Source organism: Geothrix sp. 21YS21S-4 (genome assembly GCF_030845995.1).
Lineage (GTDB): Bacteria > Acidobacteriota > Holophagae > Holophagales > Holophagaceae > Geothrix.
On record NZ_CP132719.1, the window covers coordinates 2,110,257 to 2,127,941 of the forward strand.

At 68.8% G+C, this 17,685-nt stretch carries 19 protein-coding genes; 12 read left to right on the forward strand and 7 right to left on the reverse strand.

Annotation, left to right across the window (positions count from 1 at the left end; all coding sequences use genetic code 11):
* Positions 1–76 precede the first annotated feature (76 nt).
* Entirely contained in the window at positions 77–961 is an 885-nt protein-coding gene (lipA, locus tag RAH39_RS09600; protein ID WP_306589875.1) for a lipoyl synthase, read from the forward strand.
* Positions 962–990: 29 nt separating this feature from the next.
* On the opposite strand, the gene RAH39_RS09605 is transcribed toward lipA, so the two are convergent.
* The 6 genes from RAH39_RS09605 to RAH39_RS09630 form a co-directional block, all read right to left on the reverse strand.
* Positions 991–2,118 (reverse strand): response regulator, encoded by a 1,128-nt coding sequence (locus RAH39_RS09605; RefSeq protein WP_306589876.1) that lies wholly within the window; start codon positions 2,116–2,118, stop codon positions 991–993.
* A 10-nt stretch (positions 2,119–2,128) separates the two neighbouring features.
* On the reverse strand, positions 2,129–3,661 hold the full coding sequence (locus RAH39_RS09610; protein WP_306589877.1) for a sensor histidine kinase: 1,533 nt from the start codon (positions 3,659–3,661) through the stop codon (positions 2,129–2,131).
* Positions 3,662–3,686: 25 nt separating this feature from the next.
* Positions 3,687–4,817, reverse strand: coding sequence for an NrfD/PsrC family molybdoenzyme membrane anchor subunit (gene nrfD, locus RAH39_RS09615; RefSeq protein ID WP_306589878.1), 1,131 nt, complete (start codon positions 4,815–4,817; stop codon positions 3,687–3,689).
* Positions 4,814–5,587 carry a 4Fe-4S dicluster domain-containing protein gene (locus RAH39_RS09620; protein WP_306589879.1) on the reverse strand — a complete coding sequence of 258 codons (774 nt, stop codon included), beginning with the start codon at positions 5,585–5,587 and terminating at the stop codon, positions 4,814–4,816. The genes nrfD and RAH39_RS09620 overlap by 4 nt, the downstream gene beginning before the upstream one ends.
* 538 nt (positions 5,588–6,125) lie before the next feature.
* The gene (groL, locus tag RAH39_RS09625; protein WP_306589880.1) at positions 6,126–7,751 is read right to left on the reverse strand and encodes a chaperonin GroEL; all 1,626 of its coding nucleotides are present in this window, start codon (positions 7,749–7,751) and stop codon (positions 6,126–6,128) included.
* Between the two features lie 31 nt (positions 7,752–7,782).
* Entirely contained in the window at positions 7,783–8,070 is a 288-nt protein-coding gene (locus RAH39_RS09630) for a co-chaperone GroES (RefSeq protein ID WP_306589881.1), read from the reverse strand.
* A 216-nt stretch (positions 8,071–8,286) separates the two neighbouring features.
* Between RAH39_RS09630 and RAH39_RS09635 the strand changes: the two genes are divergently transcribed.
* The 9 genes from RAH39_RS09635 to RAH39_RS09675 all read left to right on the forward strand — a co-directional run bounded on the left by RAH39_RS09635 (position 8,287) and on the right by RAH39_RS09675 (position 16,278).
* Positions 8,287–8,985, forward strand: coding sequence for a zinc ribbon domain-containing protein (locus RAH39_RS09635; protein ID WP_306589882.1), 699 nt, complete (start codon positions 8,287–8,289; stop codon positions 8,983–8,985).
* Entirely contained in the window at positions 8,982–9,647 is a 666-nt protein-coding gene (locus tag RAH39_RS09640) for a YggS family pyridoxal phosphate-dependent enzyme (protein WP_306589883.1), read from the forward strand. The genes RAH39_RS09635 and RAH39_RS09640 overlap by 4 nt, the downstream gene beginning before the upstream one ends.
* 69 nt (positions 9,648–9,716) lie before the next feature.
* Positions 9,717–10,145 carry an SRPBCC family protein gene (locus RAH39_RS09645; protein ID WP_306589884.1) on the forward strand — a complete coding sequence of 143 codons (429 nt, stop codon included), beginning with the start codon at positions 9,717–9,719 and terminating at the stop codon, positions 10,143–10,145.
* Positions 10,146–10,166: 21 nt separating this feature from the next.
* Positions 10,167–11,597, forward strand: coding sequence for a DUF4139 domain-containing protein (locus RAH39_RS09650; RefSeq protein WP_306589885.1), 1,431 nt, complete (start codon positions 10,167–10,169; stop codon positions 11,595–11,597).
* Positions 11,598–11,823: 226 nt separating this feature from the next.
* Entirely contained in the window at positions 11,824–12,273 is a 450-nt protein-coding gene (locus RAH39_RS09655; RefSeq protein ID WP_306589886.1) for a hypothetical protein, read from the forward strand.
* 15 nt (positions 12,274–12,288) lie between these two features.
* The gene (locus RAH39_RS09660) at positions 12,289–13,053 is read left to right on the forward strand and encodes a DUF58 domain-containing protein (RefSeq protein WP_306589888.1); all 765 of its coding nucleotides are present in this window, start codon (positions 12,289–12,291) and stop codon (positions 13,051–13,053) included.
* Positions 13,050–13,823 (forward strand): hypothetical protein, encoded by a 774-nt coding sequence (locus RAH39_RS09665; protein WP_306589889.1) that lies wholly within the window; start codon positions 13,050–13,052, stop codon positions 13,821–13,823. The genes RAH39_RS09660 and RAH39_RS09665 overlap by 4 nt, the downstream gene beginning before the upstream one ends.
* Positions 13,820–14,776 carry a VWA domain-containing protein gene (locus RAH39_RS09670; RefSeq protein WP_306589890.1) on the forward strand — a complete coding sequence of 319 codons (957 nt, stop codon included), beginning with the start codon at positions 13,820–13,822 and terminating at the stop codon, positions 14,774–14,776. Before RAH39_RS09665 ends, RAH39_RS09670 begins: the two co-directional genes overlap by 4 nt.
* The gene (locus RAH39_RS09675) at positions 14,773–16,278 is read left to right on the forward strand and encodes a vWA domain-containing protein (protein WP_306589891.1); all 1,506 of its coding nucleotides are present in this window, start codon (positions 14,773–14,775) and stop codon (positions 16,276–16,278) included. The genes RAH39_RS09670 and RAH39_RS09675 overlap by 4 nt, the downstream gene beginning before the upstream one ends.
* 15 nt (positions 16,279–16,293) lie before the next feature.
* Here the strand turns inward: RAH39_RS09675 and RAH39_RS09680 are convergent, their stop codons facing one another.
* Complete coding sequence (locus RAH39_RS09680; protein WP_306589892.1) at positions 16,294–16,701, reverse strand: thioredoxin family protein; 408 nt, start codon at positions 16,699–16,701, stop codon at positions 16,294–16,296.
* A gap of 161 nt (positions 16,702–16,862) precedes the next feature.
* Here RAH39_RS09680 and RAH39_RS09685 point away from each other — a divergent pair, with 161 nt between their 5' ends.
* Both RAH39_RS09685 and RAH39_RS09690 read left to right on the forward strand, forming a co-directional pair.
* Positions 16,863–17,210, forward strand: a complete 348-nt coding sequence (locus RAH39_RS09685; RefSeq protein WP_306589893.1) for a hypothetical protein — start codon at positions 16,863–16,865, stop codon at positions 17,208–17,210.
* Between the two features lie 65 nt (positions 17,211–17,275).
* Positions 17,276–17,668 carry an acyl-CoA thioesterase gene (locus tag RAH39_RS09690; RefSeq protein ID WP_306589895.1) on the forward strand — a complete coding sequence of 131 codons (393 nt, stop codon included), beginning with the start codon at positions 17,276–17,278 and terminating at the stop codon, positions 17,666–17,668.
* The last annotated feature ends 17 nt before the right edge of the window (positions 17,669–17,685 follow it).

Consider the following 17,685-nt stretch of genomic DNA (forward strand, 5'->3'; position numbering starts at 1 on the left):
CATGATCAAGACTTGGCCATCCCCCGTCCGCGTTCATCCGTGTTCATCCGTGGCCAATCCCCCACAATGGGGGGCTATGGCCCGTCCTCCCGTGCTTCCCGGCCCCCGCCCCGATTGGCTGAAGATCCGCGTTCCGGCGCCGGAGGTGGTGGCGGAGGTGGAGGAATTGATCCGGAGCCAGCGGCTCGTCACGGTCTGCGAGGAGGCCCGCTGCCCCAACCTCCACGAGTGCTGGGGCGTCCACCGCACGGCGACGTTCATGCTGATGGGGGAGATCTGCACCCGCCACTGCGGGTTCTGCAACGTGGGCAAGGGGCGGCCAGGAGAGCTGGATCCCGGCGAGCCCCAGCGGGTGGCCGAAGCGGTGGCTCGCCTGGGCCTGCGGTTCGCCGTGGTCACGTCCGTGAACCGCGACGATCTGCCCGACGGAGGCTCCGTCCACTTCGCGGAGACCATCCAGTGGATCCGGACGCTGTCGCCCGGATGCGGCGTGGAGGTGCTGATCCCCGATTTCCGCGGAGACGAAACGGCGCTCCTGACCGTCCTGGAAGCCCGACCCGACGTGCTGAACCACAACGTGGAGACGGTGCCCCACCTCTACCGCCGCGTCCGGCCGGATGCCGACTACCGCCAGAGCCTGGAACTCCTGCGCCGCGCGGCGGACTGGCGGGATCGCCACGCGCCGGCCATGCGAGTGAAGAGCGGGATCATGGTCGGCCTGGGCGAGACGCCGGACCAGGTCCTGGCGCTGATGGCGGACTGGCGGGCTTCCCGCGTGGACATCGCCACCATCGGCCAGTACCTTCCGCCGTCGGGACTGCACCTTCCCTTGGATCGGTTCGTGGAACCCGCGGAGTTCGATCTCTACCGGCGCGCAGGCCTGGCCATGGGCTTCCACCGGGTGGAATCCGCGCCCCTGGTGCGCTCCAGCTACCACGCCAAAGAGAGCGCCGGAGGCTGAAGCCCCCGGCGCTCTCTTTGCGGAATCGCTCAGGCGTGGGTGGGCGCGCTCTGTCCCAGGAACTGCTGCTCGAAAGCGGACCAGTCGAGGGCGTCCGTTCCGACCGCCTGGGGCGCTTCCGTCATCCGCAGGCGGGCGATCTCCTCCTGGTACCAGTCGATGACGGGCTGGCCGATCTTGAGGTCGGACAGTTCACCGGCGAGGTCCTCGGGCGTCATCAGGCAGACCCAGCCGCGGTCGTAGGGGCTGCGCACCACTTCGCCCGGGTCCGTCAGCAGGCCCGCATTGTCGTGTTCGACGCGCCCGCTGAGCGGAGCGACGACCTGCACCGTGCCCGTCGCGCCCTTGAGGGTGAACAGGGGCTCGCCCCGCTTGACGGTCTTTCCGCGCTCGGGCAGCGTCACGGCCTTCACCGTGCCCAGGGCCTTGCGGACGAAATCGTCGATGCCCACCCGGATCTGGCCTTCGGGCTCGATCCGCACCCAGGCGTGGCCCGCGGACAGGAAGGCGCCACCGGGCACGCAGAACTCGCTGGCGGACACCACGTCGGCCATCTCGGGCGCCACCACCTTCACGCTGGGGCGGCGCTGGGATTCGATGCGCGCCTCGCGCTTGATGACGAGCTTCCGGGCGAACTCCGCCAGCTCGTCGGCGGTGAAGGGCTTCTGGACGTACTCGCAGGCGCCCTGCTGGAGCGTCTGGACGGCGGTCTCGATGCTGCCGTAGCCGGTCACCACCACCACGTCCATGTCGGGACGCAGGTGCTTGGCCCCCTTCACCACGTCCACGCCATCCATGTCCGGCATCTTGAGGTCGGTGAACAGGAAGTCGTAGTCGTTGCGCTGGATCAGTCCCAGGGCTTCGGCGCCGTGCTCGACGGTGTCCACGCTGTAGCCCTCCAGCACCAGGATCCGGCGGAAGGAATCCAGCACCACCGCCTCGTCGTCCACCGCGAGGATGCGGGCCTTGGGATTGGGCACGGCCACGCGCTTGAGGCTCTTGGCTTCGTGGGTGAAATCGAGGCGGATGGCGGTGTTCAGCACGGCTTCGCGGGCTTGGCGCTCCTGCTTTTCGCGCATCCGCCGAAGGGTGGTGCGCACCAGGAAGTCCGTGCCGACGAAGGCCAGGAACATGAAAAGGATCAGAACGGCGGTCATGACTGCCTCCTTAGGATGGGGACGGAATGGAAGGGGACGGGGAAAGGCCGGGCGCGTCGGGGGACGTGGGGAGGCGGAGGGTGAAGCGGGTGCCCTGCCCCTGCTCGCTCTGGACCTCCAGCGTTCCGCCGTGGGCCTCGACGATCCCCCAGCTGACGGCGAGCCCCAGGCCCGTGCCCTGGTTGCCTTTGGTGGTGAAGAAGGGTTCAAAGATTCTCGGCAGGTCCTCGGCGGGGATGCCCCGGCCGCTGTCCTCCAGCAGGAACTCGATGGAGCCCGCCGTCGCCGATTGCGTGATGGCGCGGATCCGTCCGCCGCCCCCGCCGATGGCGTCCGCCGCGTTCAGCAGCAGGTTCACGACCACCTGCTGGATCTGGTTGGCGTCCGCGTGGACGGTGGGAAGGTCCTCGGCCAGGTCCAGGGACAGATCCACGTGGTTCAGGGAGAGCTGGACCATCACCACCGACACCGCCCGGCGGACCACCTCGTTGAGGTCCATGGTCTTCCGGGCCGGCGCCGCGGGCCGGGCGAAGTCGAGGAGATCCCGGATGATGCCGCGGCAGCGCACCGTCTCCCGCACGATGACGTCGAGGTCCTCGCAGGCGGAGGCGTCGTCGGTGAGCCGCTTGCGGAGGAGGGACGCATAGCTCAGGACGCCCGTGAGGGGGTTGTTGATCTCGTGGGCGACGCCCGCCGCCAGGCGTCCCACGGAGGCCAGCTTGTCGGCCTGGGTGAGCTGGCGCTGGGTCTCCGCCAGGCGCTGGGTCATGGCGTTGAAGGCTCCCGCGAGCTGGCCCAGCTCGTGGCGTCCGCTGACCGGGATCGTGGTGGCCAGATCGCCCTCACCCACCCGCTTGGTGCCGGCGACGAGCGCCTTCACAGGCCGCACCACGAGGCGGCGGTTGAGCCACCACAGGATGAAACTGCCGGCCAGAATCGCGAGGACGGCGGAACCCGCGATCACGGCGCGGCTGCGGGCGATCTCCTCATCCACTTCCGCGAGGGAGACGTTCACGTCCAGGACGCCGAGCAGGCTCTGCTTGGGGCTGTGGGCATGGCACGCCGCGGTGTAGCAGGAGGGCTCGTTCGGGATGGGGTTGATCAATCCCAGGACGCGGGTGCCGTCGGGGGCCCGGAACGTGCGGGCCCGCGCCTGGATCTCCAGCCGCTCAAGGGGCCGCCCCTCGGCGTGGCAGACGTAGCAGGCCTCGCCCTTGATATCCAGGCTGGTCCCGATCTCCTCGCCGGCGGAGGAGAACATGACGCGCCCCTCCTTGTTGAACACCCGCACCTTGCGGATGCCCTGCTCCTGCAGGCCGCCCACGGCGCGGATCTGCCGGTGCAGGTTCTCCCGGCGGTTCTCCATCATGTCGAAGTGCGTGCTGCTCTTGATCGTCTCGCTGAGCTGGTCCGCGCTGCGGGTGCGCTCGGCCATCAGCTGGGCGCCGTGGGTCCGGAGGACGGCCACGGCCATCCCCCCGATCACCAGGGCCGTCGCCAGCCCGGCGCCTAGAATCAAGCGGGTTCCGATCCGGGTCCGCATGGCTCGAATTCCTTATGGCAGACCGCTAGTGCGAAGCCGAAGAAGGTTCGGTCTCGAAGATGGGAAGGTGGCGGGCGGTCAGGGTGAAGGCGCTGAAGCCGATCGCCGCGATGCCCATGGTGATGAGGACTTCCATCAGGGAGGGGAAGTAGGTGCGGGTGGGCCAGTCTTCGAGGCCCGTGATCGCCGTGTTCATCCGGTTAGCGGCGAAGCCGGCGAGGACCAGGAGCGCGGCGACGTAGAGGCCCCGCCGGGAGAAGCGCACGCGCTCGAACATCAGGAGGATCAGCGGAACGACGAACCCGATCAGGATCTCCGCCCAGAAGGCCAGGCTGTGGTAGCTCAGCGTCTTCATCTCGTGGAACACGCCGCGGGCGAGCATGTCCTGGAACCGCACCACCAGGTAGATCGCCAGGGCCACCGCGGTCATCTTCGCCAGGTTGGCGCGGAGCGCGGGGGAAAGGAGGGTCCGCCCGCTGCGGGACAGGATCAGCGTCTCGACGATCACCATCGACAGGCCCGAGGCGATGCACGAGATGAAGAACAGGATGGGCAGGAGCGGCGTGTACCACAGGGCGTGGAGCCGATTCGGCACGATCAGGTAGAGCGATCCGAACGACGACTGGTGCAGGGTGGACAGCAGGACGCCCAGGATCATGAACGGCAGCGACACGTTGTGGATCCACTTGATCGGCGTGTGCATCTTGAACTTCTCGAGCACGATCGGCGCGAATTCCAGCGACAGGACGGTGGTGTAGAGGATCACGCACCAGGTGATCTCGAACATCACGGAGTGGGGATTCCACATGACCAGCGGATGCCAGAAGTTCTCGGGTCGCCCCAGATCGATGACCAGCACCAGCACCACGAGGAGGTACCCGATGAAGGCCGTGAGGATGGCCGGACGGACGATGGGCTCGTACTCCTTCGCGTGGAAGAGGTTGACCGTCGCCACGATGGTGAAGCCGGCGGCGGCGAGCCCGATGCCCAGGAAGTCGAATCCGATCCACAGCCCCCAGGGGAACTGGTCGCTGAGGTTGGTGGTGGCGCCCAGCCCGAGGGTGAACCGGGCGATGGCCGCGCTCACGCCGGCGGCGATGAGGACGACGGCGATCACGCGCCAGACCGTGATGCGGGGGAAGGTGAAGGACCTCATGGCTTATCCTTGGTCTGAGGGCGGTTTTCCTGCTTCTGGGACGCTTCGTAGCGCTGGACGTCGGCGCGGCGGCTGGTGATCCACCAGATCCCCGCGAGCATCACGCTCCCGACGGTGACGACGTTCGGAATCTTCGACATGGCCCGGTTGGTGAGGACCGGCATGGGCGACTTCTCGAGCTGCGTGTCGAAGCCCAGCTTCTCGAAGGCCACGGGACTGATGTAGAGGATCGAGGTGCCGCCCACCTCGTCGGTGCCGTAGATCTTCGGCACGAACTTGGCGGGTTCCGCGCTGATCCGCTTGCGCGCTTCCTGCAGGAGTTCGTCCCGGTCGCCGAACAGCGTCGCGCCCGTGGGGCACGCTTCCGCGCAGGCGGGCTGGAGGCCCTTCGTGATGCGGGGCGCGCAGAAGATGCACTTCTGGATGCGGGGCTTGGTGCTGGCCCACTCGTAGCGCGGCACATGGAAGGGGCAGGCCTGCATGCAGTAGCGGCACCCGATGCACTTGCTGGCGTCGTAGAGGACGGGGCCCTCCGCCAGTTTCGTGAAGGCGGAGACGGGGCACACGGACACGCAGGTCGGCACGTCGCAGTGCTGGCAGAGGTGCCGGACGAAGACGCCGTCGTGCTCGCTGAGGGCCGTGTAGGCCGATGGCGACAGCCGCTTCTCCTCCCCCGGTTTCAGCTTGTTCTCCGTCTTGCATCCGTCCTGGCAGGCGTTGCAGCCTATGCAGAGCGAGATGTCGATCAACATCGCCTTCTTTTGAGTCATCGGTCTCTCCAAGGGGAGCCGGCGGCCTTCCCCGGCGCCGCCGAACGGGGCGGTACCGTCCGGAGTCCGGCCGGGAGAACAGGGGCTGCGGAAGGGAACGGAAGAGAGACGCGATCAGCCGCCCGAAGATCGGCGTTGGCGCTTCGCGAACCATCCATGTCCATGGATTTCCGTTCCTTCAATCGCTCGCGGGGGAAAGACCCGGAGGGATCCGGGAGAAAGATGCGCCGCGGCCCGACCATAGTCAACCCATTGGTAGCAATTAAAAATGACTCTATTGTCGTGTATAAGAATAAACCCCCACTAATTCACATCAACAGCCAGCCATGACGGGGCGTTAGGCTTAGATGTCCCGTCGCCGTCTCCATTCGTTTTTTTCGCCCGTCTCAATCGCCCCCAAGGTGGATTTTTTTCGTTTTGTGCGGCTATCAAGGGAGGCCTCGGTCCCTTTTGGAGACATCCGCAGGTACAGAAAAAGGCCCCGCTCGCGCGGGGCCTTTCGTGGAGCGGCGCCGAAGGAGCCGCTGCCGGTAAGGGGCTAGTACATGTCTTCCATGCCGCCCATGCCGGGGCCCGCAGGAGCGGGAGCCTTGGGCTCAGGGATCTCCGTGATGATGGCTTCGGTGGTCAGCATCATGGACGCCACGGAGGCGGCGTTGCGCAGGGCGGACTTGGTCACCTTGGCGGGATCGACCACGCCGAAGGACACCATGTCGCCGTACTCGTTGGTGGCGGCGTTGTAGCCGTGGTTGCCCTTGCCCTCGCGGACGGCGTTGACCACGACGGAGCCTTCGACGCCGGCGTTGTTGGCGATCTGGCGGAGGGGCTCCTCCAGGGACTTGCGGACGATGTCCACGCCGGTGGCCTGGTCGCCGGTGACCTTCAGCTCGGCGAGCTTGCTCAGGCTGCGGAGCAGCGCGACGCCGCCGCCGGCCACGATGCCATCCTCGACGGCGGCCTTGGTGGCGTGCATGGCGTCTTCCACGCGGGCCTTCTTCTCCTTCATTTCGGTCTCGGAGGCCGCGCCCACCTTGATGACGGCGACGCCGCCCACGAGCTTGGCCAGGCGCTCCTGCAGCTTCTCCTTGTCGTAGTCGCTGGTGGAGACCTCGACCTGGGCGCGGATCTGCTTCACGCGGCCCTGGATGGCCTCGGTGCTGCCGGCGCCCTCGACGATGGTGGTGTTCTCCTTGTCGATGACGATCTTCTTGGCGGAGCCGAGGTCGGTCAGGGTGAGGTTCTCGAGCTTGAGGCCCAGGTCCTCGCTGATGGCCTTGCCGCCGGTCAGGGTGGCGATGTCCTCGAGCATGGCCTTGCGGCGGTCACCGAACCCGGGAGCCTTCACGGCGGCCACGTTCAGGGTGCCGCGGATCTTGTTCACCACCAGGGTGGCCAGCGCCTCGCCGTCCACGTCCTCGGCGATGATCAGCAGGGGACGGCGGCTGTTGACGACCTGCTCCAGCAGGGGCAGGAGATCGCGCATGTTGGAGACCTTCTTCTCGTAGGCGAGAATGTAGGGATTCTCCAGCTCGACCTTCATCTGGTCGGGGTTGGTCACGAAGTAGGGGCTGAGGTAGCCGCGATCGAACTGCATGCCCTCGACCACGTTCAGCTCGGTCTCGCGGCCCTTGGCCTCTTCGACCGTGATGACGCCGTCCTTGCCGACCTTGCCCATGGCTTCCGCGATGATCCGGCCGATCTCTTCGTCGCCGTTGGCGGAGATGGTGCCGACCTGCGCGATGGCGTTGCCTTCGACGGGCTTCTTGATGTCGTCGATGGCCTTGACGACGGTCTCCACGGCGAGATCGATGCCCTTCTTGATCTCCATGGTGTTGGCGCCGCTCACGACGGCCTTGATGCCCTCGCGGTAGATGGCGCGGGCCAGGACGGTGGCGGTGGTGGTGCCGTCACCGGCGATGTCGGAGGTCTTGGAAGCGACCTCGCGCACCAGCTGGGCGCCCATGTTCTCGTGCTTGTCCTTGAGCTCGACTTCCTTGGCGACGGTGACGCCGTCCTTGGTCATGAGCGGGGAGCCGAACTTCTTCTCGATGAGGACGTTGCGGCCCTTGGGCCCGAGGGTGACCTGCACCGCGTCGGCGAGCTTGTTCACGCCGCGCAGGATCGCCTGGCGGGCATCTTCGGCATAGATGATGGACTTGGCCATGTGTATCTCCTCTTGGGTTCCGTAGTCTCGATTAGCCGACGATCGCCAGGATCTCGTCCTCGCGCACGATCACGTGATCGACGTTGTCGATCTTCACTTCCGTGCCGCTGTACTTGCCGATCAGCACCTTCTGGCCGGCCTTCACGGACATGGGATTGCGGGTGCCGTTCTCGTTGATCTTGCCCTCGCCGACGGCCACCACTTCGGCCTCCATGGGCTTCTCCTTGGCGGTGTCGGGGATGATGATGCCGCCCTTGACGACTTCGGCGGGATCGACGCGCTTGAGCACGACGCGGTCGGACAGAGGCTGGATGGCCATGGGATCTCCTCGAAAGGAAAAGGGGAAGGTATAGAGAGGAGCTGTTAGCACTCACCAACAGCGAGTGCTAAGAGACTCGCATCGCCGCGCATCCACCGTCAAGTCGTATTTTTCAGAGATCCCTCACATCTTCGTCATTTGACTAATATTTTTTTATTTACTCAAATTCATATTCAAAGGCCCTCTGAAGTCAGTGCTGGGTGTAGCCTCAGACCCATGGACCTGCTCCCCATCCTGCGCGATCTGCAAGCCACCCAGGACTACCTGGGCACCATCCACCGCGACTTGGCCGCCCTTCCTCCGGATCTCGCCGCTCTGGAAGCCCGGATCAAGACCGCGGACAAGCAGATCGCCGACAAGACCAAGGCCCTCGAAACCGCCCGGACCCAGATCCAGACCAAATCCAAGGATCTGACCCTCGCCCAGAAGGAGGAGGATCGCGCCCGGGCCGCCCTCAAGACCGCCACCCAGAAGGTCCAATACACCGCCGCCATCCGCGACCTGGACGAGAAGGAGCGGCTGAAGGCCGCCATCGCCAAGCCCCTCAAGGCCCTGGAAAGCGAGGTTCAGACTCTGGGCCAAGCCCTGACGGACCTGGAGGCCGAGCGAACCGCCGCCAAGGCCCAATTCGACGAACTCCATGCCGTCTTCCTGGATGAGCACGCCAACCAGGTGGAGGGGCGGACCCTGTTGGAAGCCAAGCGGGCGGAGTTGGAGGCGAAGCTTCCGCCGCAGGAGGTCGCGCGCTTTCATCGCCTGGCCGGCGCCCGCCAGGGCAAGGCCGTGGTGCCCGTGGAAAACGGCACCTGCACCGGCTGCCGGGTGAAACTGCGCGGGCCTTTCCTCTTTCAGCTGAAGGAGGGCAAGACCCTCCTCGCCTGCGAATCCTGCCAGCGCATCCTGTTCCTCCCGTGAACCTGGTCGATCGCATCGCCGGACTGAAGCAGCGGCTCCGCTTGGCCTGCGAGGCGGCGGGGCGGGATCCGGAGCGCGTCGAACTGCTGCCGGTCTCCAAGCGGCAGCCGCTGACCCTGATCCGCGAGGCGGCGGCCCTGGGCTTCTCGCGCTTCGGCGAAAACTACGTCCAGGAAGGCGCAGACAAAGCCGCCGCCGAACCGGAATTGGCCTTTCTGCTGATCGGCCCGCTGCAGCGGAACAAGGCCAAGGCGGCCCTCCAGCACTTCCGCGAGATCCAGAGCCTCGACCGGCCCGAATTGGCGGAGCGCCTCCGCCGCCTCGCCGCGGAACTCCAGGTGGTGCGCCCGGTCTGGATCCAGGTGGACCTGTGGAATGAAGCCACCAAACTGGGTGGCTGTCCGGAAGCGGACCTGCCCGCGCTGCTGGCGGCCCTGGCGGGCGATCCGAACCTGCCGCTGCGCGGCCTGATGGCCATCCCTCCCCCGGAGGACGACGGCGCCTTCGCGCAACTCGCCGCGCTCCGGGATCGGCTCCAGCAGGATCTCGGCCACGCCCTCCTCCTCAGCATGGGAATGAGCTCCGACCTGGAAGCCGCCGTCCGCGCCGGCACCGACCAGGTCCGCATCGGCACGGCGTTCTTCGGCGAACGCGTCCACTGACTGCGGGGCATCTTTCCTTGGCGTCCCGGCGTCGGGCGGTGATCATTTCCGTTCAGCTCCGGAGCCCCCATGACGACGATCAAGACCGACACCGCCTCGCTCCCCGTCTCCGCGGAGGCGCTGTACGCCTTCCTCTCCGACCTGTCGAAGCACCGGGCCTTCCTGGAGCCGGACGCCCAGAACTTCCAGGGTGAGCCCGATCGGCACAGCTACATCATCGAGGTCATGGGGATGAAGATGCCCCAGGAACTGGTGGTGAAGGAGCGCGTGCCCAATCAGAAGGTGGTCCTGGTTCCCGGCGGAAAGAAGCTCTTCGACCACGAACTGCGCTTCGAGATCGCCCCGGCCGGCGCGGGCAGCACCCTTCGCGTGGTGGACGAGGCCGACATCCCGATGATGATGGCCATGATGGGCGCGGAGAAACTCCTGAAGGCCCAGCTGGACGCCGCCGTGGGGCGGATCCAGGGCCTGGCCGCGGCCGGCAAACTGGAAGGCTGAACCCCCTCGGACGGAGGTCCCATGCGCGTCGCTCTGCTCGCCGCCCTTCCCGCCCTGCTCTCCGCCCAGGAGACGGCCACGACGCTGAAGGACCAGAAGGCCCTGGCGGTCACGATCTACAACGACAATCGGGCGCTGGTGAAGGACACCCGCGACGTGCGCCTGACGAAAGGCGAGACGCGGCTGGCGTTCCAGGACGTGGCCGCCCAGATCCGGCCGGAGACGGCGCTTCTGCGGAATCTCACGGCGCCGAAGGATTTCTGGGTGGCGGAGCAGAACTTCGACTTCGACCTGCTCACGCCCCAGAAGCTGCTGGAGAAGTACGTCGGAGAGAAGGTCGTGGTGGTGCGGAGCGTCCAGAATGCGGACGGCGCCGGGGCGAAGGAGGTCCGCGAGGAGGCCACGGTCCTGGCCACCAACAGCGGCACCGTGCTCCAGTTCGCCGACCGCATCGAGACCACCGTGCCGGGGCGGATCGTCTTCCCCGGCGTGCCCGGCAACCTCCGCGCCCGGCCCACCCTCGTCATCACCCTGCACAGCGGCATCGAGCGGGAACAGAAGCTGGAGCTGAGCTACCTCACCGGCGGCCTCTCCTGGCGCGCCGACTACGTGGCGAACCTCGCCACTGACGAGAAGACCCTCGACCTCAGCGGCTGGGTGACCCTCACCAACCAGGGCAGCGTCCCCTTTCCCAACGCCACCCTCCAACTGGTGGCCGGGGATCTCAACCGGGCTCGGACACCTATGCCCGGTTCCGCGCCGGGGGGCATCGTGGGAAGCCTCATGAAGGCCGAGGCAGCTCCCCGCATGGCCGAAGAGAGCCTCTTCGAATACCACCTCTACACCCTCGACCGCCCCACTACGCTGGCGGCGAACCAGACGAAGCAGGTGGCCCTCCTGAGCGCGGCATCGGTGCCCGCGCGCAAGGAGTTCCTCCTGCAGGGACAGGACTACTACTACTCGGGAAGCTACGGGCTGGTGGAGGACAAGCGGAAGGTGGGCGTGTTCGTGGAGTTCGACAACAAGGAGGCGAGCCGCCTGGGGATGCCGCTGCCCAAGGGCGTCATCCGCGTCTACAAGCGCGACGGCGACGGCCGCGCCCAATTCGTGGGCGAGGACAATGTGGACCACACGCCGCAGAACGAGCGGGTGCGCCTCAAGCTGGGCGAAGCCTTCGACGTCACCGCCCGCCGCAAGCAGACGGACTACAAGAGCCTGGGAAAGCAGGGGAAGTTCGGTTCCGTCCACGAATCGGCCTTCGAAGTGGAGCTGAAGAACGCCAAGAAGGAACCCGTGACGGTGACGGTGCTGGAGCCCCTGCCGGGCGACTGGGAGGTGATCCAAAGCAGCCATCCCTGCACCAAATCCGCGGCCCACGAAGGGCGGTTCCAGGTGACGGTGCCCGCCGAGGGCCGTGCACTTCTCACCTACCGCGTGCGCGTGAAGTGGTGAACCTCCGCTGCAGGAACAGGTTCCTTCTCGGCCTGCTCTGCCTGGCTCCGCTCGGATTGAGCGCCCAGGGAACCTCCGAGGTGATCGCGGGAGCGGCCCTGGCGGCGGTCGGGGAGTGGCATGTGGGAGTCACCCAGGCGCCCTCCGACCTGCACGACTCCGTCACCGACGGGCGCAAGCGCGCCCTCGGTCTCGCCTTTCCATGCAAGCGGCCCCGGGGTGGCAGTTGCGTCCCCGCTACGACGATGGCCTGTTCTCAAGGGCCCAGGTGGTTCAGAGCGCCTATGGCGCGGCTACGGTGAAAACGGCGATCAAGCAGCGCCACCTGGGGCTGGATGTGCTGTACGCCCCCGTGGCCGACCGCTTCGCCGCGAGCCGGCCCTTCGTCTATGGCGGGGCGGGGGTGGGGATCATGCGGACTTGGCATGAGCGCGTGCTCACCGGCTATCTCAGGAGCCCCGGCCTTCCTGAACCGGCCCAAGAAGGGTCCTGGTCGGCGGCGGGGCGGATCGTCGCGGGAATCCAACTGCACCCGGCCCTGGGCGTCGAAGCCCAATTCCAATCCAGCAGCCACCACTTCGAGGAGCGCGACTACCGCGATACCTGCGTCACCTTGGGCGTGCGGATGTGGCCCGCCCTGCTGGTCATCGGGAGGCCATTCAGCCGGGGCAATTGATCCATACTGGCCCGCATGCCTCTGCCCGCCCGTTTCCTCGCCCGCCTCCGGCGGCTGCCGCTGCGGTTGAGGGGAAGGCTGGGCGGCGGAACGGAAGGGACGCATCCTTCCACGTTCAAGGGCGCGGGGCTCACCTTCGTGGAGAACCGCCCTTACGTGCCGGGGGACGACCCCCGCTTCATCAATTGGCCGCTGACGGCGCGGACGGGCGAACCCATCCTCAAGCGCTTCGAGAGCAGCCGGGATCTGGTGCTGTGGCTGGTGGTGGATCCGTCCCCCTCCATGTTCCTGGGCGATCCGGTATCGCCTCTGCGGTGGGCCCTGGAGCTGTGCGCCGCGGCCTGCGCCACCCTCCAGGCCACCGGGGATCGCATCGGGCTCGTAGTGCCCGGCGACGGCCGGACGCCCGCCCTCCGCCTCGTCCCCCGGCGAGGGCGGATCCACGGGCTCCGCATCCTGGAGACCCTCGCCGAGCGGGGGCCCTTCGTCCCCACGGAGGCCGCCTGGCGGGAGGCTCTGGGCCACTGGGGCGAGCACGGCAAGGGGCACCGCCTCTGGTTGTTCAGCAACGGCGCGGGGCTCCGCGGCCTGGCGCCGCTCCTCAAGCCCCTGGCCGCCCGGCATCGGCTGGTGTGGTTCGAACCCCGGGACCCCGAAAGCCGGAAAGCCGGGACTTGGCCGGATCCGGAATTCCCCCCCACCATCGAGCGGCAGCGATGGGACCTGCGGGAGGATCCCGTCGTGAAGCTGAACGCGTGGCTCCGGGCGGGAGGCGCATGAAAGCCGCCTTCCTCCTTCTCGCGGCGTGCGCGTCCCTCCCCGCCTCCCCCGCCTGGAAAGCGCCGGCCCAACTGAAGCTGGGAGACCTCCAGACCCTGGAACTGCGGGAGGAGGATCCGGCGAAGCCCGCCCTTCCCCGGCCCACCATGGAGGATCGCCTGGGGCCGCTGCGGGTTCGCGCAGTAGAACCCCTGGCCGACGGGCGGGGCTGGCGCTTTCGCGTCCAGGCCCTGGAGCCCGGCGTCGCGGTGGTCCCTCCCCTGGATCTGGGAAACGGCCAGCGGGCCCCCGGCTTGCGCCTTGAGGTTCCCCGCACGATCCCCTTCGGCGGGCCCTGGGTGGGATTCGGCGGGGGCAACGAGGATCTCCTCCCCGCCATCCCCTTTCCCTGGGCCTGGGCCTGTCTCGCGCTGGCGCCCCTCGTTCCCCTCGGGGCCTGGGGCTTCCATCGCTGGCGCCGGGCGTCCGCCGGACGCCGCCTGCACCGCGCCGTCCGGGCATTCCGCCGCCATTGGCCTCCTGAAAACCGGGATCGTCCGGCGCTGGACGCCGCCCACGACCTGGGCCGGGACCTGCTGTCTGCCCGGTTCGGGGAGGTCGCCCGCGCCTGGGGCCCGGCGGAATTCCAGGCCCGCAACCTGGGCCCCTGGGACCAGTGGGTCCGCAGCCTCGACGCGGCCCGGTTCGGGCGCACGGAGCCGCCCTTCCCTCCCGCCGACGCCCTGGCCGCGGCCCTGGACGCCCGGGGCGGGCGGGCGGACGCGCCATGATCGGCCTCCGGTATCCCCTCCTCCTGCTGCTGGCAGTTCCCCTGGTGGGATGGGCCTGGCGCGCCGCCTACCGCTGGGGGATCCCCGCGTCGCGGCCCTCGGGCGCCTTGGCCCGACTCACCGCCCACTGGCTCCCGCCGCTGGCGGCGCTGATTCTCGGGTTGGCCGCCGCGGGACCCGAATGGCGCCGCCCCATCCGGGGCGCGGCGCCCGTAGTGGATTTCGCCGTGGTCCTCGACGGCAGCAGCAGCATGCGGATCCTGGACCGACCCGAGGAGAATCGCTGGACCGCGGCCCGGCGCCTGCTCGCGCAATTCGTCCGCCGCCGGCCCGACGACCGCTTCGCCCTCGTCCTGTTCAGCGCCCATCCGGTGACCCTGAGCCCCCTGACCGCGGACCACGCGCGCCTGCTCGGAACCCTCGCCCATTTGGACCTGGAGAGCCGGGACGACGGCACCGCCATCGGATCGGCCCTGATGACCGCCGTCCGCCGCCTGGAGGACAGCCCCGCCCGCAGCCGAGTGATCCTGCTGATCACCGACGGGGTGCAGAACCGCGGGCGGGTCACGCCGGGAGAGGCCGCGGAGGAGGCCCGCCGCAGCGGCATCCGCATCCACACCGTCGCCATCGGATCCACGGGCGAGAGCCTGGTTCCCCTGGAGGGCGGCGGTTTCGCCCGCCTGCGCGTGGAAGTGGACCACGCGGCCCTGGCTGAGGTCGCCCGCGCCACAGGCGGAGAATCCTTCAGCGCGGAGGACCCGGGCGGGCTGGCTCGCAGCCTGGCGGCGGTGGACCGCCTGGAGCGGACCCTCCTGCCCGTGGATCCGCCCACCGAGGGTCGCCCCCTGGCCCGCTGGTGCCTGGGGCTCGCCGCGCTCTTGATCGCGCCTCTGGCCGGCGACCTCGCCTTCAAGCGGGGCCGGCCGCGGCCCGCCTGGATGGAGGCGCCGTGAGCCTTCCGTTCACCCACCCGTGGGCGCTGGCGCCCTTCGGAGCCGCGGCGCTCCTCGCGCTGGGACTCGCCCTCCGCGCCCATCTGCGCCCGGGCCTCGGCGTCCAGGTGGTGGGACAGCGTCCCCTGTGGCAGGGCCTGGGGATGGCGCTGGTCCTCGCGGGACTGGGCCTCGGACTGGCGGAACCCCGATGGGGCCTGCCGGACGCGCCGCGCTTGACGATCCACGTCGTGCTCGACGCCAGCCGGTCCATGGGCGCGACGGACGCGGAGGGGGGCGCCACTCGGTGGGACGCGGCCGTGGCCGCCCTCGAGCGACTGTGGTCGAAGCCCCAACCCGGCCAGCGCTGGAGCCTGGACCTGCTGACGGGCGATGCCATCCCCGTCCTGCCGCCGGGGGAGGACCGGACCCTGCTGCGGGAAAGCCTCCGTGCCGTCGCGCCCGGCGAAGTCGGGTCGCCGGGGACGAGCCTGGGCCGGGGCCTGCTCCAAGTGGCCAAGGAGGCGGATCGGGAAGGCCCGGCGGTGATCCTCCTCCTGAGCGACGGCGAAGAGACCTGGGAGGCCGCCGAGGACGCCCTCCAACGGGCCGCCGCCGGTCTCCGGAAAGCGCGCCTCCCCCTCTACGCCCTGGCCTTCGGCGACGGCCAGCCCCATCCCGTCCCTTCCCGGAACGACGCGGCCCCCCCCTCGCGGGAGCCCGCCATCAGCACCGCGCGACCCGACCTTCTCGTCCGCCTGGCGGAGGCTTCGGGCGGGCGCGTCTTCCCCAGCGCGGAGGCTGCCGAAGCGGGTCTGCAAGCCCTGGCCGCGGGGCAGGCGCCCCTTCCCGCGCGGCGGTCCCTCCAGCCCGCCCATCCCGAGGCCGGCGCCTGGCTCGCCCTGGCCGGCCTCGCCCTGTGGCTGGCCTTCGCGGGAAAGCCCATGGCCCGGTGGCGGCCCATCCTGCTGCTGATCCTCGCCTTCGGACCCGCGGCCCGCGCCCAGGGCCCGCCCACGTGGGCTCCTCCCACCGTCAAGGCCTGGCTGGCCCAGCGCGCCCTGGAGGACGGCGATCTGCCCCGGGCGCGGCGCTGGCGCCCCTCCGACGGGCGGCCCACCCACCTCCTGCTCGCGGCCCAGATCGATCTCCAGGCCGGCCTTCCTGACGAGGCCCTTCGCACCCTGTCCCCCCTCCTTGGTCAGGGCGTGCCGCGGCCCCTGCCCGACTGGCGGGCCCCGGCGCTTCTCCTGGCGGCCCGCGCCCACCTCGGCGCCAGCCGGCCGGAGGAGGCCCGCGCCCTCCTGGAGCGCCTGCTTCTGGAGCAGCCGGGCCAACGGGAGGCCGTCCACGACCTCCAGACCCTGGTGAAGGACGCCGTCCCCCCGCCCCCGGATCCCAAGAAACCTCCCCCGCCGCCTCCGCCCCGCCCCAGCCAGGGGGCCCAGGAGGACGAGCTGGAAGGCCTCAAGCAACGCCTCCCGAGGCCCAACAAGGCGCCGGGAGGCGTGAAGGACATCTAAAAATCGGAACTGCGGCTACTTGGAGCCCAGCCACGCCGCGAACTCGGTTCCGGTCCGGAACGCGCCCACCTGCCGGCGGATCTCCTTGCCGTTCTCGTCCAGGATCACCAGGGTGGGATAGGCGCTCAGCTTGAAGGTGTCGGCCAGCTTGGTGCCTTCGGGCAGGGGGGTGCCGTCCCGCTTCTGCACCAGGGAGGAGAAGGGCACCACCTTGGCGAGGGCGGCCTGGCCTTCGGCGCTGGGGAAGACGCTCTTCTGCAGGTACTGGCAGGGGCCGCACCACTCGGCCCACAGGTCCATGAAGATCACCTTCTTCTCGGCCTTGGCGCGCTTGAGGGCGGCCTGGTAGTCGTGCTCCCACTTCACGGGGCCCTGGGCCGCCAGGGGCGCGACGATGAGCAGAAGGGCGGCGAGGGCTTTCATGCTGGCTCCGGAAAGGGGCGGACGATCCGCAGGGGTTGGATGGAAAGGGCAGGAAAACCGTTCCCGGCTCCAGGATACTCCCCGCTAATCCCCGCCGCCGCCGGGCCGTAATCCCATTCGACGGCAAGCCAAGCCCGTCCCCTTTCCCAGGAGGCCGCCCCATGCGCGCCATCATGATCCCGCTGGCCCTGGCGGCCGGCCTCAGTCTTCCCCTGTCCGCGCAGACCGCGCGGTTCATCAAGGTGGACATCGTCTCCAAGTCCATGCACGAGCACGCCATGAAGAAGGGCGTCGACGGCCCCACCGAGGTGCACGTCCGCATGCCCATCAGCCTGGCCAAGGGCGTCCTCGACCTGGCCGGCGACAGCGAAATCAAGGTGAACGGAGAGACCAAAAAGGGCATGAAGCCCGATCAGCTCCAGAAGCTGCTGTCCGACGCCAAGCCGGGCGACCTGCTGCTGGAACTCACCACGGACAAGGGCGATCACATCCGCGTGGCCGTCGAGTAGCCGGGAGCCCGGTCCGTGTCAGCCAAGGCCCCGCTCCGGCGGGGCTTCTTGTGTACGCTGGAGCCATGGAATCCACGACCGAACTCCGAGTGCGCTACGCCGAGACGGATGCGATGGGCATCGTTCATCACGCCACGTATCCCGTTTGGATGGAGCTGGGCCGCAGCGACTTCCTGCGGGAGCTGGGGCAGAGCTACGCCGAATGGGAGGCCCGGGGGGTGCGGCTGGTGGTCAATGAGATCCGGGTGCGCTTCCGGTCCCCGGCCCGCTACGACGAGCTGGTGCAGGTCCGGACCCACCTCCAGGAAGCGGGGCGCCGCCGGATCGTCTTCGGCTACCGCATCGAACGGGACGGCGTGCTGCTGGCCGAGGGCGAAAGCGTCCACCTGGTGGCGGGCTCCGACAACCGGGCCCGGGTCCTCCCCGACGACCTGCTCGCCCTGGTGCAGGCGCGTTGACCGCTTGGGGAGCCGCC

Excerpts from the sequence above, each read along its gene's own strand:
- lipA (WP_306589875.1), top strand. The coding sequence starts at position 77 with ATGGCCCGTCCTCCCGTGCTTCCCGGCCCCCGCCCCGATTGGCTGAAG.
- RAH39_RS09605 (WP_306589876.1), bottom strand. The coding sequence starts at position 2,118 with ATGACCGCCGTTCTGATCCTTTTCATGTTCCTGGCCTTCGTCGGCACG.
- RAH39_RS09610 (WP_306589877.1), bottom strand. The coding sequence starts at position 3,661 with ATGCGGACCCGGATCGGAACCCGCTTGATTCTAGGCGCCGGGCTGGCG.
- nrfD (WP_306589878.1), bottom strand. The coding sequence starts at position 4,817 with ATGAGGTCCTTCACCTTCCCCCGCATCACGGTCTGGCGCGTGATCGCC.
- RAH39_RS09620 (WP_306589879.1), bottom strand. The coding sequence starts at position 5,587 with ATGACTCAAAAGAAGGCGATGTTGATCGACATCTCGCTCTGCATAGGC.
- groL (WP_306589880.1), bottom strand. The coding sequence starts at position 7,751 with ATGGCCAAGTCCATCATCTATGCCGAAGATGCCCGCCAGGCGATCCTG.
- RAH39_RS09630 (WP_306589881.1), bottom strand. The coding sequence starts at position 8,070 with ATGGCCATCCAGCCTCTGTCCGACCGCGTCGTGCTCAAGCGCGTCGAT.
- RAH39_RS09635 (WP_306589882.1), top strand. The coding sequence starts at position 8,287 with ATGGACCTGCTCCCCATCCTGCGCGATCTGCAAGCCACCCAGGACTAC.
- RAH39_RS09645 (WP_306589884.1), top strand. The coding sequence starts at position 9,717 with ATGACGACGATCAAGACCGACACCGCCTCGCTCCCCGTCTCCGCGGAG.
- RAH39_RS09650 (WP_306589885.1), top strand. The coding sequence starts at position 10,167 with ATGCGCGTCGCTCTGCTCGCCGCCCTTCCCGCCCTGCTCTCCGCCCAG.
- RAH39_RS09660 (WP_306589888.1), top strand. The coding sequence starts at position 12,289 with ATGCCTCTGCCCGCCCGTTTCCTCGCCCGCCTCCGGCGGCTGCCGCTG.
- RAH39_RS09665 (WP_306589889.1), top strand. The coding sequence starts at position 13,050 with ATGAAAGCCGCCTTCCTCCTTCTCGCGGCGTGCGCGTCCCTCCCCGCC.
- RAH39_RS09670 (WP_306589890.1), top strand. The coding sequence starts at position 13,820 with ATGATCGGCCTCCGGTATCCCCTCCTCCTGCTGCTGGCAGTTCCCCTG.
- RAH39_RS09680 (WP_306589892.1), bottom strand. The coding sequence starts at position 16,701 with ATGAAAGCCCTCGCCGCCCTTCTGCTCATCGTCGCGCCCCTGGCGGCC.
- RAH39_RS09685 (WP_306589893.1), top strand. The coding sequence starts at position 16,863 with ATGCGCGCCATCATGATCCCGCTGGCCCTGGCGGCCGGCCTCAGTCTT.
- RAH39_RS09690 (WP_306589895.1), top strand. The coding sequence starts at position 17,276 with ATGGAATCCACGACCGAACTCCGAGTGCGCTACGCCGAGACGGATGCG.